Annotated in this window: 9 protein-coding genes; 5 read left to right on the forward strand and 4 right to left on the reverse strand. The window is 68.5% G+C overall.

The window, feature by feature from the left end; genetic code table 11:
- Positions 1-275 precede the first annotated feature (275 nt).
- Together HUW62_RS02420 and HUW62_RS02425 are read left to right on the forward strand one after the other, a co-directional pair.
- Positions 276-1,700 carry an RtcB family protein gene (locus tag HUW62_RS02420; RefSeq protein WP_163868153.1) on the forward strand — a complete coding sequence of 475 codons (1,425 nt, stop codon included), beginning with the start codon at positions 276-278 and terminating at the stop codon, positions 1,698-1,700.
- A gap of 127 nt (positions 1,701-1,827) precedes the next feature.
- Positions 1,828-2,292: a hypothetical protein gene (locus HUW62_RS02425; RefSeq protein ID WP_163868152.1), complete on the forward strand. Its 465-nt coding sequence runs from the start codon at positions 1,828-1,830 to the stop codon at positions 2,290-2,292.
- On the opposite strand, the gene HUW62_RS02430 is transcribed toward HUW62_RS02425, so the two are convergent.
- Positions 2,285-2,818, reverse strand: coding sequence for a GNAT family N-acetyltransferase (locus tag HUW62_RS02430; RefSeq protein ID WP_163868151.1), 534 nt, complete (start codon positions 2,816-2,818; stop codon positions 2,285-2,287). The genes HUW62_RS02425 and HUW62_RS02430 overlap by 8 nt on opposite strands.
- Positions 2,819-2,824: 6 nt before the next feature.
- Positions 2,825-4,054 carry a glucose-1-phosphate adenylyltransferase gene (gene glgC, locus HUW62_RS02435; RefSeq protein ID WP_163868150.1) on the reverse strand — a complete coding sequence of 410 codons (1,230 nt, stop codon included), beginning with the start codon at positions 4,052-4,054 and terminating at the stop codon, positions 2,825-2,827.
- Between the two features lie 227 nt (positions 4,055-4,281).
- On the opposite strand from glgC, the gene HUW62_RS02440 reads away from it, so the two are divergent.
- From HUW62_RS02440 to HUW62_RS02450, 3 genes are all read left to right on the forward strand, one after another.
- Positions 4,282-5,160: a GGDEF domain-containing protein gene (locus HUW62_RS02440; protein WP_163868149.1), complete on the forward strand. Its 879-nt coding sequence runs from the start codon at positions 4,282-4,284 to the stop codon at positions 5,158-5,160.
- 2 nt (positions 5,161-5,162) lie between these two features.
- On the forward strand, positions 5,163-5,318 hold the full coding sequence (locus tag HUW62_RS02445; protein ID WP_176433447.1) for a hypothetical protein: 156 nt from the start codon (positions 5,163-5,165) through the stop codon (positions 5,316-5,318).
- A 157-nt stretch (positions 5,319-5,475) separates the two neighbouring features.
- Positions 5,476-7,029, forward strand: coding sequence for an MFS transporter (locus HUW62_RS02450; protein ID WP_176433448.1), 1,554 nt, complete (start codon positions 5,476-5,478; stop codon positions 7,027-7,029).
- 46 nt (positions 7,030-7,075) lie between these two features.
- On the opposite strand, the gene HUW62_RS02455 is transcribed toward HUW62_RS02450, so the two are convergent.
- The gene (locus HUW62_RS02455; protein ID WP_163868147.1) at positions 7,076-8,104 is read right to left on the reverse strand and encodes an NAD-dependent epimerase/dehydratase family protein; all 1,029 of its coding nucleotides are present in this window, start codon (positions 8,102-8,104) and stop codon (positions 7,076-7,078) included.
- Positions 8,101-12,513 carry an AMP-binding protein gene (locus HUW62_RS02460; RefSeq protein ID WP_163868146.1) on the reverse strand — a complete coding sequence of 1,471 codons (4,413 nt, stop codon included), beginning with the start codon at positions 12,511-12,513 and terminating at the stop codon, positions 8,101-8,103. The genes HUW62_RS02455 and HUW62_RS02460 overlap by 4 nt, the downstream gene beginning before the upstream one ends.

A 12,513-nucleotide genomic window follows, 5' to 3' on the forward strand; every position in this document is an offset into this window, starting at 1 on the left:
CGACGCTCGGCTGGTGGCCGCGGGGGCCGAGCGGATGCTTGCCGTCGAGTGAAGCGGGGCACGGCGAGCTGTGATTTGGCGTGAGGTGAGGCAGTGAGGCGGCCTCGGGTGGACTGTTTCGTCAGCCTCCGGCGCGGCATGCGTCCCTGCGCGGTGAGGATGGCTTTCGAGCCGTCCGGCGACCGCGGCTGCTGACCCAAGGTCCACCATCTCTCTCCGCCACGTCTCCCCGAGCGGCTCGTCCGCGAGCACCGGGGCATTCCCTGAGTTGGGTCATGCAGCCGAAACTGAATCGGCTCCTGCGGGCGCTTGCCCGCGAGGGGCTCGAGGTGACCTATGACGGTCATCTCTACACCGTGCGCCTCCACGGTGACGCGAACGCGCCACCCGCCGAGGTGCTTCTCCCCCCGGACCTGCCCGTCGAGGGCAAGGCCTTCCAACAGCTCGCACAGCTCGCCGCCCTGAAGCACCCGGGTGGTGGCGAGGTGCTGCGCGTGCGCGCCACCCCTGACTTCCACCCGGGCGACTCCGGCGTGGCCATCGGCTCGGTGCTGCACACGCGTGGGCTCGTCGTCCCGGGCGCCGTGGGCACCGACATCAACTGCGGCATGCGCTTGCACGTCGCGGACCTCTCCGTGGAGGACTTCCTGGCGCGACGTGACGACTTCGTCGAGCGCATGAAGGGCCACTACTTCTTCGGCACGAGGGACGTGGCGATGTCCTCGCGAGCGTCCACGGCCCTGCTGCGCGACGGCATCCCAGGCTGGCTCCTGGAGACGCTGGACGCACCGCTGGGCTGCGCGAAAGCGGCGGACCTGGCGCAGCTCGACGCGGAGGTGGGACGCATCCACCTGGGCGGCGCGCTGCGCGGCAACCCGAGCTGGGCACCGGACGCACTCACCCGCGAGGGCGTGGTGCGCGACGCGGGCCTGGGCACCATCGGCGGAGGCAACCACTTCGTCGAGGTGCAGCGCGTGGAGGCCGTCGAGGACCGGGCGCGAGCCTGGCAGTGGGGCGTCCGCGAAGGACAGCTGGCGTTCATGATTCACACCGGCAGCCGCGACGTGGGTAAACACGTCGGGGTGGCCTGGCGTGAGCGCACCCGCAAGGCCTGGCCCCAGGGGGCTCCCTTCCCGGAGAGCGGCATCCTCCCGCTGGCGGACGAGGCGCTCGTCGCTGGCTACCTGGAGGCCGAGGCCACCGCCGCCAACTATGCCTTCCTCAACCGGCTGCTGCTCGCGGAGCTGTTGCGACAGACGCTGCGCGAGCTGTTCGGCGACGTGGAGGCACCGCTCGTCTACGACGTGCCGCACAACCTCACCCTCCCGTACGAGGGGGGCTGGTTGGCGCGCAAGGGCGCCTGCCCCGCGGGCGCCGAGCAGCCCGTCATCATCCCCGGCTCCATGGGCGCCACGTCCTTCCTCATGGTGGGGTGCGGTGATGCGCGGGCGCTGGAGTCCGCGTCCCATGGGGCGGGGCGGGCGCGCTCGCGCTTCTCCCTGTCACGGGGTGGGGCCGACCAGAGCGAGGCGGCGCTGGGCCTGAAGGGCGTGGACTGCATCACCCTGCGCTCGGAGCGACGGGTGGAGGAGGCCCCCGCCGCCTACAAGCCCATCCGTCCGGTGGTGGACTCGCAGGTGAAGGCCGGCATCGTCCGCGAGGTGGCGCGTCTGGCGCCCTTGCTCACCTTCAAGGCGTGAGCCTGACGACGACTGGGGGACGGTGCGGCGCCATTTCGCTTGGTGCCCGCACCGTCTCCTGGTTGGAATACGCGCCATCCTGGGCCGTGGGCCCACGCACCCTTCACGTGTCACGGGAGCTGGAAACATGGAGAACGCATACGGAGCCCCCACGGATGGCTTTCCAGGCACCAACCCGAAGGAGGCCGTGTCCCTGCCGGCCATCCTCCTGATGGTCACCTCCGCGGTGACGTTCCTCTGGGCCCTCACCAACCTGGCGACACCCGTCGGGCCGGAGCAGTTGGAGCAGCTCTACAACGACCCGAACCTGGCGCAGTACCGGGACGTGCTGGAGAAGAACAAGGGGACCCTCGACTGGTTCGTCTCCGTGGGCGGACGGCTGGTGATGTTCGGCCCGGTTCTCCTCCTCAATGCGCTCACCTTCTTCGGCGCGTTCAAGATGCGGCAGCTCCAGAGTCGCGGACTGGCCATGGCGGGTGCCATCGCGTCGCTCGTGCCATGCTGTGGCACCTGTGGCTGCCTTGCCCTGCCCATCGGCATCTGGGCGCTGGTGGTCTTGGCCAAGCCCGAGGTGAAGGCCGCCTTCAGGTAGGGGGCATCGCTCCGGCGCTCGACTCGCGCCGCGAGGAGGCCATGGGCCTGCGCTTCTGCATCCGCACGCAGGCCAGCTGCACCCGCTGCGTCAGCGGCCGTGTGGCCGGATGCAGCGACACGTAACCCCGGTGCCGGTAGAAGTCCTCCGCGTTGAGGCTGGCATCCAGGCCCAACAGCGGCGTGCCGACACCCCAGGCCACCGACTCCAGCGCGGCGAGCAACTGGGAGCCGACGCCGTGACCCACCTCGTCCGGCACCACGTAGAGGGCCTCCAGCTCTCCGGCGCGGCAGTGGAGTTGGCCGAAGCCCACCAGGCGCCGGCCCCGCTCCGCCACCAACACCGTGCGCGGCCGGTCCGGCCGGAGATAGCCCTCCGGCCGGAGCAGACTCACCCAGGTGTTCAGCTCATCGGGGGCATAGACACCCTGGCACAGCGTCTCCACCGCCTCGGTGTGGACACGCCACAGCGCGCGACGGTCCGAGTCGCGCGCTGGCCGCAGGTGAAGGCCCCCCGATGAGACCATGGCCGCTCACACCACCTTCATGCCCTTGGGGATGACGACGACTCCGTCCGGCGTGACGTGGAAGCGCCGCTTGTCCTCCACCGGGTCGTAGCCAATGGTGGTCCCCGGCGGAATCTCCACGTTCTTGTCGATGATGGCCTTCCGGATGCGGCTGCGGCGGCCGATGGTGACGTTCTCGAAGAGGATGGACGCCTCCACTTCCGAGTACGAGTTGACGCGCACCTTCGGGGAAAGCACGGAGCGATTCACGCGCCCGCCGGAGATGATGCAGCCCTCCGCCACCAGCGAGTCCATGGCGTGGCCGACCCTTTGGTTGTCCTTGTCCGCGAAGACGAACTTGGCCGGCGGGTAGTTGTTGGACTGCGTGTGGATGGGCCAGCGGTCGTTGTACAGGTTGAAGATGGGGTCCACCTCCACCAACTCCATGTTGGACTGGTAGTAGATGTCGATGTTCCCCACGTCCCGCCAGTAGCCGCGCTCCTTGCCTTCCTGCCCGGCAATCTCGTTCTGCGCGAAGTCGTACACGTACACCGGCGCCGTCTTGTACAGCTCGCTGATGATGGACTTGCCGAAGTCGTGAGCGCTCGTCTCGTTGGCCGCGTCGCGCACCACCTCCTGCACCAGCGCGTCGGTGGTGAAGAGGTAGTTGCCCATGGAGGCCAGGCACATCTTCGGGTTGCCCGGCATGGGCGGCGGGTTCTTGGGCTTCTCCAGGAACGCGCGCATGCGCCCGTCGGGGCCCACGTCGATGATGCCGAACTCGCGCCCCTGCTCAATCGGGACGGGGATGGCCGCCACGGTGCACGCGGCCTTCTTGGACATGTGGAAGTCGAGCATCTGCCGCGTGTCCATCCGGTACACGTGGTCCGCGCCGAAGACGAAGATGTAGTCCGGCTCCTCGTCGGTGATGATGTTGAGGTTCTGGTAGATGGCGTCGGCGCTGCCCTTGTACCAGTCCACGCCGGTGCGCATCTGCGCGGGCACCGCCTCGACGTAGTGGCCGAGGAACGCGGACATCCGCCATGCGCGGGACAGGTGGTTGTTGAGCGAGTCGCTCTTGTATTGGGTGAGCACCTTGACCCGGTAGACTCCCGAGTTGGTGAAGTTGGACAGGGCGAAATCGATGATGCGGTAACGGCCCCCGAAAGGGACGGCGGGCTTGGCCCGCTCACGGGTGAGGGGCTCCAGGCGCGTACCCGCGCCGCCCGCCAGAATCATCGCCAGGACTTTGGACATAGTTGGGCCGGACGTTAGTCCGGCTCCCTCGGGCGACAAGGCCGCCGAGGCCTGCTCGGTTGCCTTCGTTGAGTGCCCAACCGCCCGGCCACGTCCTCCCCACCGGGCCGGACTCCCCAGATGTGGGACATCGTCGCCGTCGGGGCCGTCCCGGGCGCGCCGGGAAGCGCGGTTCCCGCTGGGGTTACTTGGCTTCCGAAAAGGGGCTCGTGTTAGCCTTGGCGGCGATGTCAGGAGACGAAACGCGCGTCACCAAGATTTCCTCCCTGGATCTGCGCAACGAGCGCAGCGCCGAGTGTTGCCTCGTCCAGATTCACGGCCCGGAGCTCGGCAAGAAGTACCTTGTCGACTCCGAGCTGACGATTGGCCGGGAAGAGGGCAACCACATCGTGGTGGACCTGGACAACGTCTCGCGCCGGCACGCCCGCGTGCTGAGCCGGGGCGGGAAGATGCTGGTGGAGGACTTGGGCTCCACCAACGGCACCTACCTGAACGACCAGGAAGTGCTCCAGGCCCAGCCGCTTCGCAACGGCGACCTCATCAAGGTCGGGGGCTCCATCTTCAAGTTCCTCAATGGCGACAACATCGAGACGCAGTACCACGAGACCATCTACACGCTGACCATCGCGGATGGCCTCACCGGCGTGAACAACAAGCGCTTCTTCCTGGAGTACCTCGAGCGGGAGATGGGCCGCTCCAGCAGGTACCAGCGCACGTTGTCGCTGATGATGTTCGACATCGACCACTTCAAGAAGATCAACGACGAGCACGGGCACCTGGCCGGGGACTACGTGCTGCGGGAGCTGGCCCAGTCCATCAAGCGACTGGTGCGCCGTGAGCAGTGCTTCGCTCGCTACGGCGGCGAGGAGTTCGCCGTGGTCATGCCCGAGGACGGGCCGGACAAGGCGCGCCTGTTCGCGGAGAAGATTCGCAAGCTCGTCGAGGAGAAGACCTTCTTCTACGACGACAAGGAGATTCCGGTGACCATCTCCATTGGCGTGGCGGAGATGGCGGCGGACATGGCGGAGCCCACCCACTTCATCAAGGTGGCGGACGCCAACCTGTACAAGGCCAAGAAGACGGGCCGCAACAGGGTGGTGGGCTAGTCATGGCGCAAGGCGAGCAGGGACCCTCCATGCTGGCGCGACTGGTGCTCGTGCTGCTCGGACTGGGCTTCCTGGGCGCCGCGTGGGTGTGGAGCCACCGCTCCGAGCCCTGGGCGGGGCAGATGGTGGACCGCGCCCGTGAGACGGTGAAGCGGTAGGTTCGCTGAAGCTCCGTTCGTTCCCGATTTCCCGCTGACCGCTCTTCGCCCTGGACGCTGTCCGAGGGCTGGAGTGAGTCCTCGCTCGCCATCACGGCGTGCCTGGACGCGTCCGGGTTTCGTCGAGGCCGCGTCAGAAGCATGAGAGGGTGGCGCGATGACGAAGTCCGAGGATGCCGTGGGTGGAGGGCCTCCCCTGGCGGGACGCCGGGAGTGGATTGGCCTGGTGGTGCTCGCGCTCCCCACGTTGCTCATCTCGGTGGATGTCAGCGTGCTCTACCTGGCGCTGCCGCACCTGAGCGCGGAGCTGGGGGCGAGCAGCGTCCAGCAGCTGTGGATCATGGACATCTACGGCTTCATGCTCTCCGGCCTGCTCGTGACGATGGGCACGCTGGGAGACCGCATCGGCCGGCGCAAGCTGCTGCTGATAGGCGCGTCGGCCTTCTGTCTCGCGTCGGTGGCGGCGGCGTACTCCCGCACCCCGGAGATGCTCATCGCCTCGCGTGCCGCGCTGGGCATGGCCGGCGCGACGCTGATGCCCTCCACGCTGGCGCTCATCAGCAACATGTTCCAGGTGCCCCAGCAGCGCTCGCTGGCCATTGCCGTGTGGCTCAACTGCTTCCTCCTGGGCATGGTCGTCGCGCCGCTGCTCGGGGGGCTGCTGTTGCAACACTTCTGGTGGGGCGCCGCGTTCCTGATGGGCGTCCCGGTGATGCTCGTGTTGCTGGTGGCGGCGCCGCTGTTGCTCCCCGAGTACAAGGACCCCTCGGGAGGGCGCGTGGAGCTGACCAGCGTGGCGCTGTCCCTGGCCGCGATTCTCCCCACCGTCTACGGCCTCAAGCAACTGGCCCGTCATGGCTGGCATCCGTTGCCCGTGGCCGTGCTGCTGGGAGGACTGGCCCTGGGCGTGGTGTTCGTCCAGAGGCAGCGGAGGTTGGCGCATCCGTTGTTGGACCCCCGGCTGTTCGCGAACCGGGCGTTCAGCGCGACCCTGGTCATCATGCTGTTCATGGCCATCTGCTCGGGCGGGATGGCCTTGCTCGTCCCCATGTACTTCCAACTGGTGGCGGGCCTGTCGCCCCTGGACGCCGGGCTGCGGATGGTGCCGCAGATGGTGGGGATGATGGCGGGCTCGCTCCTGGGGCCCTTCATCATCCGACGGATGCGCCCGGGCTTCGTCATGGCCGCGGGCCTCCTGTTGTCGAGCCTGGGCTATGCGGTGATGACCCAGGCGGACAGCGTGGGGGGAGGAATGTTGCTGGTGGTCGGCACCGTCGTGGCGGCCATCGGCTTCGCGCCCATGGCCGTGCTGGGCACGGACCTGGTGGTGGGCTCGGCGCCTCCAGAGAAGGCCGGCTCCGCGGCTTCGACTTCGGAGACCGCCAACGAGCTGGGCTTCGCCCTGGGCGTCGCGGTGATGGGGAGCCTGGGCACCTTCATCTACCGCAAGCGGATGGACCCGGTGGTGATGCCCGACGTCCCGGTGGAGGTGGCCGACCGCGTCCGCGAGAGCCTCATCGGCGCGGCGGCCGTGGCGCCCTCGCTGCCTTCCTCAATCCAGGCGTCGCTGCTGGGGGCCGCGCGGGAGTCCTTCACCCTGGGACTCAACACCGCCGCGGTGATTGGCGCGGGGGTCTTCCTCGCGCTCTCCGTCCTCGCGGCGGTGACGCTGCGGAGCGTCCGTCCGGGGCACCACACCGGAGACGGGTGAAGCGCCGCCCTTCATGAGGCGGCGCCTACTCGCGTGCGCGCGAAGCTCAGGTGCCTTCGCGCAAGTCGCCGAGCCGGCCCTTGGTGCCGGGCAGGCTCCCGGGCGGCAGCTTCGCGTAGATGTGCTTCACGGTGTCGACGAGCGTCTCCTGCACGTCGCGCGCGTGGAAGCCGAGCTCGGCCTGGGCCTTGGCGGCATCCAGCCAGAAGTAGTGCTCGCCAATCTCCACTTCCTGCGGGTCCAACGGCGCGGGCGTGCCACGCAGCTTCGCCCAGCGCTCCAGCAACTGGCCGCCCAGGATGTTCACCTGCTTGGGCAGCCGCAGCCGGGGCGCGGGCACGCCGGTGAGGCGCTCCAGCCGTTCGAAGAACTCCCGGGTCGTCATGTTCACGCCCATCAGGTGGCGGCCATACAGCTCGCCCCGGGTGAGCGCCTGGAGGAACGCCTCCGCGGCGTCGCGCACGTCCACGAAGGAGATGCCGCCACCCGGCATCGCCGGAATCTCCCGGTTGAGGAACTTCACCACCGTCCACGTCGACGACAGCCGGTCATCCCCGGGCCCCATCAACAGGCTGGGGTTGAGCACCACGAGCGGAATGGCGTGCTTGCGGCAGTACTCCAGCGCCAGCTTCTCCTCGTAGATTTTGGAGATGTAGTACGGCCACCGCGCTACCACGGTAATCGGGTAGTCAGCGGACTCGTCGAGCACCGCCTCCTCCTTCGACACCGCCGTGGTGCCGGACGTGGACGCGAGGACGACGCGCTTCACGCCCGCCTCGCGCACGTCGCGCAGCAGCTCGCGCGTGCTGTCCACGTGCAGCTCGAACATCTTCCGGGCGTCCTTCGGCTGGAAGGAGACGAGCCCGGCGAGGTGATAGACGCCCTCGACTCCGTCCAGCGCGCGGCGCACCGCGTCCCGGTCCTTCAAGTCGCCGGCGACGTACTCCGTGCCCGCATACGCCGGCCCCGTCGGACGCGAGCGTCCGATGAGGCGCACCGTGTGGCCCGCCGCCACCAGCTTGGGCACCAGATGCGTGCCCAGGAACCCCGTGCCTCCAGTGACGAGCAGCTTCACGAGTTCTTCCCTCCCGAGGGAAGCGCGGGCAGGACGTCCACGTCCGTCGAGGGCGGTCCGCCCAGGTTGAGGACACGTCCGTCACGCAGCTCGCGCACCGCGTCCTCGGCGATGCGGGTGGCGTAGCGGTAGCTCTCCGAGCGCGACATGCCCTGCGAGCGCGCGCGCAGCGCCTCGTGTCCCAGCGCGGGGCCGATGCTCACCTTGAGGTCCTTGGACTTGGGGAAGACGCTGCCCTTGGGCAGCGCGTCGAAGGCGCCGTGGATGTAGAGCGGCAGCACGTCCACCCGGTACGTCAACGCCAGATAACCCAGCGTGGACTTGAACTCCTGCAGCTCGCCGGTGGGCGAGCGCGTGCCCTCCGGGAAGATGAGGACGTTGAAGCCCTGGCGCAGCGCCTCGCCCGCCTGACGCAGCGACTGGCGCAGCGAGCCGTGCCGTTCGATGGGGACCAGGTTGGTGAAGTTCTCGAACCACGCGCGCTTGAGCGGCGTGTCGAAGAAGTAGTCGCGCGCGGCCAGCGAGACGAGCCGGTCTCCCTGCTCCTCCAGCACCACCCGCACCAGGCCCGCGTCCAGGTGGCTGGCGTGGTTGGCGATGACCAGGAAGTTGCGGTTCATCGGGATGAAGGAGCGGCCGGTCACCTTCACGTCGAAGACGCCGCCGTAGAGGACCTTCTGCCCGAAGGACAGCAGCTGCCGGCCCACGTCCGCGACGACGTCCGGCACCGGAATCTCCACCTCCTCCGCCTTCGCGTTCTCCTTGGAGATCTCCTTCGCCCGCGTCTCCGCCGACGGCCGGCGACCCGACGCAATCACCACCTTGCGCAGGTCCTCCACCGTCTGCACCTGCGTCAAATCCTCAATCGCCGGCAGCGGCACGCCCGCGCCTTCCAGCGCGGAGGACAGCTCCGTGAGCATCAGCGAGTCGAAGCCCAAGTCCCCCGTGAGGTGCGTCTCCGGACGCACGTCGGAGAGCGGCTTGTGGCAGACCTCGGCGATGAGCGGGTAGAGCCACTCGGACGCGCCGCCGGTGCCCGCCACCGTGGCGGCCACCTTCTCTCGCGCCTTGGTGGCGCTGGCCGCAACGCGCTCCAACCGCTGCAGCTCCTCCACCACCTGCTTGCGCTTCACCTTGCGCGTGGAGGTGCGCGGCAGCTCGCCATCCCAGAAGCGCAGCACCTTCATGCGCCGGTAGAAGGGCATGCCCGCGCCCACCTTGCGGAAGTGCTCCTCCAACTCGCGGCGCACCTCCTCGCGGGGACGGTCTCCGTAGTCCGGCACGCACAGACACGCCACCTTCTCGCCACCCGCGTCGTCCGTCAGGCCGACGATGGACAGCTCCTTGACGTGCGGGTGCTCCTGGTACAGCTCCTCCAGCTCGTCCGGGTAGATGTTCTTCCCGTTGTGGTCGATGATGACGTCCTTGGCTCGACCCACCAGGTACAGCCGGCCCTCCGCGTCCACGCGGCCCAGGTCGCCGGTGTGCAGCCAGCCTTCCTTCAGCACCACCTCCGTCGCCTCGCGGTCCCCGAAGTAGCCCGCCATGACGTTGGGGCCCTTGGCCAGCACCTCGCCAATGCCGTCGTTGTCCGGCTGGAGGATGCGCACTTCGATGCCTGCGAGCGGCTTGCCCACCGAGCCGGGCGTGCGCTTGTTGCCAGGCGTCGCGACGGCGAGCACCGGCGCGGCCTCCGTCAGGCCGTAGCCCTCCGTGATGTTGAAGCCCAGCTCGTGGAAGGCCTTGTGCACTTCCTCGGGCAGCGCCGAGCCACCCGACACCAGCACCTTGATGCGCCCGCCGAACTTGCGGTGCACGGGCCAGAACAAGAGCTTGCCCAGGTTGACGTTGGCGCGGTTCCGCAGCTCGCCGTGCGTGGCCATCATCGCCTTGATGGCCTGCTCCACCAGCGGCGGACGGCTGGCGAACTCCTGCGTCATCTTCCGGTGCAGCAACTGCCACAGCGCCGGCACGCCAATCATCGCGGTGATGCGGCCCGTCTCGAAGACCTCGCCCAGCCGGTCCGACGTCAGCTCGTCGATGTACGTGATTTCAGCGCCGCGCGAGAACGGGGTGAGGAAGCCCGCGGAGAACTCGAACGTGTGGTGCAGCGGCAGCACGGACAACACGCCGTCGCCCACGCCCACGTTGAACACGCCAGCCAGCTTCGCCACCAGCGAGGAGAAGTTGCGGTGGGTGAGCATCACGCCCTTGGGCGTGCCCGTCGTCCCGGACGTGAAGATGAGGCTCGCCAGGTCATCCGCCGACGCCGACTTGCGCACCGGCCCGATGCGGTCCTCCGGGTACGCCGGGTCGCCCGTCATCGCCTCCGCGAGGCTCGCGATGATGACGTTGTCACCCAGCGCGCCGAACAGGCCAGAGAAGTCCCGCGACGCGTCCTCGGACATCAGGCAGACCTTCGCCTCCGCCCGCTTCGCGATGTTGATGACCTCCGCCTCGCTCAGGCCCGGGTCCACCGGCACCATCGTCGCGCCAGCACGCAGGATGCCGAAGAAGCACGTGCCCCACTCGGGCCGGTTCTCCGACACCAGCAGCACCCGGTCTCCAGGCTTCACGCCTGAGCGCACCAGGAAGCTGCCCACGCGCGCCGCATAGCGGTGCACCTCGCCGAAGGTGAAGCGCTCCTCCTTCTCGCCCGCCACCATGCGGAAGGCCACCCGGTGCCGGTACGCATGCACCGTCGCCTCGAACAGCTCCAGCAAGTCGCGGTGCGCGGGGATGACGGTGCGCTTCTCGCGCTCCTCCTCCAGGCCGGGGAACACCCACTTCTCCAGGCCCGGCAGGTGCGTCTCCATGAAGTACGCGCGCCAGTCGATGTGCTCCGGGTCCCACGGAATCTTCAGCCGGTCCGCGTGCACCATGCGCGTGTAGACCGAGCGCGTGTTGTCACAGCGGAAGACGTAACGGTTCTCGTAGAGGAAGGGGAGGAACAGGTCCGTCATCGCGATGAGGCCCGCGTTGCTCGTCTCCACCTCCTCGAGCGACACCTTGGCCTTGTCCAACATCGCCTGCACGGCCGGCGCGCCCCAAGCGGGCCGCACCTCGTCGATGGCCTTCCTCAGGAATTTGGCGCCCCGGACGAGCATGGGCGCGCTCATCCACTCGAACTCGAGCTTGCTGACCGGCTGCGGCTCCAGCCGCGAGCGCAGCGAGTTGAGCACCTTGTTGCCCGACTCCTTGTTCCGGTAGTAGCGCCGACGGTACAGGCCCACCAGCTCCACGGAGCGGCTGGCGTAGAACGGATTCACGTCGCCGGAGGCCAACTGGTAGACGCGCCGCTCCTCCACGTCGATGGACTGCGCGGTGATGCCAATCGTCGCGCCCGCCACCTGGTCCACCGGGATGATGTCCAGGATGGTGTTCTCGCCCGCGGGGATGCCACCCGGGCCCTTGATGCCGGCGAAGGCCAGCGGCGCGGACGTGGTGAAGCCCTCGTTCCAACCCGGGAACGGGAAGTGCCGCGCGCTCTCCACAATCGAGGGCCGCACAATCGCGTAGCGCAGCCCCGGCGTGCCGGCGATGACCTGCTCGCCCAGGGACTTCGTGTACGTGTACGTGTTGGGCCAGCCCCAGTGCGCCGCGCGCTCCATGCCCGCGCGCACCAGCTCGCCGCTCAGCCACAGCTTGCGCTCACGGCCGACCGCGAGCCGCAGCGTCTTCTCGTCGTTGACGTCGCGGCCTTCCTCGGCCAGCCGGTCCAATGCCTTCTTGCGGAAGGTGGACGTCAGCGCCCGGTCATCGGCCTGCTCGCGCAGCCGCGCCACGATTCGCTCCGCGTCCTTCAGCTCCTGCTCCAGGCTGAAGTCGCGCCCGTCCAGCTCGTCCTTCTTCGGGAAGTAGCCTCGGACCTCCTCGTCCTCGAACACGAGCCCGCTGCGGTTGCCCGCGACGAACGACGTGGACATGTGGATGAGGGGCACCGCCCAGCGCAGCGCCAGCTCCACCGCGTACTTCACGCCGTGGGTGTTGACGTTGAGGCCGACCTCCAACGAGGGGTTGAAGGACACCAGGCCCGCGCAGTTGACGAAGGCGTGCACCTTGCCCGTCAGCTCCGCCACCTGGGCCTCTTCCAGGCCCACCCACGGGTCGGTGATATCGCCGTCGAGGACGTGGCACTTCTTGCGCAGGAACTCGAGCGCGCCCTCTTCCCCGTAGGTGTCGCGCAGGGGTTGGAAGGGCTCGCTGGTGGCGACCTTGTCGAAGAAGCGACGCTCGGCGGAGGCCGCGCTGCCCTTGCGGACGAGCACGTACACGCGCTCCAGCTCCTGCCCGTAGCGGTGCAGCAGCATGGACAGCGTCACCTTGCCCACGAAGCCCGTGGCGCCCGCGAACAACAGGCGCTTGCCGGTGAAGACCTGGGAGACGTTCAGCTCGGGTTGCGGTGACAT

It is taken from the genome of Myxococcus sp. AM011 (assembly GCF_013372595.1).
GTDB lineage: Bacteria > Myxococcota > Myxococcia > Myxococcales > Myxococcaceae > Myxococcus > Myxococcus eversor.

Coding starts and splice junctions, on each gene's coding strand:
- HUW62_RS02420 (WP_163868153.1), top strand. CDS start 276: ATGCAGCCGAAACTGAATCGGCTCCTGCGGGCGCTTGCCCGCGAGGGG.
- HUW62_RS02425 (WP_163868152.1), top strand. CDS start 1,828: ATGGAGAACGCATACGGAGCCCCCACGGATGGCTTTCCAGGCACCAAC.
- HUW62_RS02430 (WP_163868151.1), bottom strand. CDS start 2,818: ATGGTCTCATCGGGGGGCCTTCACCTGCGGCCAGCGCGCGACTCGGAC.
- glgC (WP_163868150.1), bottom strand. CDS start 4,054: ATGTCCAAAGTCCTGGCGATGATTCTGGCGGGCGGCGCGGGTACGCGC.
- HUW62_RS02440 (WP_163868149.1), top strand. CDS start 4,282: ATGTCAGGAGACGAAACGCGCGTCACCAAGATTTCCTCCCTGGATCTG.
- HUW62_RS02445 (WP_176433447.1), top strand. CDS start 5,163: ATGGCGCAAGGCGAGCAGGGACCCTCCATGCTGGCGCGACTGGTGCTC.
- HUW62_RS02450 (WP_176433448.1), top strand. CDS start 5,476: ATGACGAAGTCCGAGGATGCCGTGGGTGGAGGGCCTCCCCTGGCGGGA.
- HUW62_RS02460 (WP_163868146.1), bottom strand. CDS start 12,513: ATGTCACCGCAACCCGAGCTGAACGTCTCCCAGGTCTTCACCGGCAAG.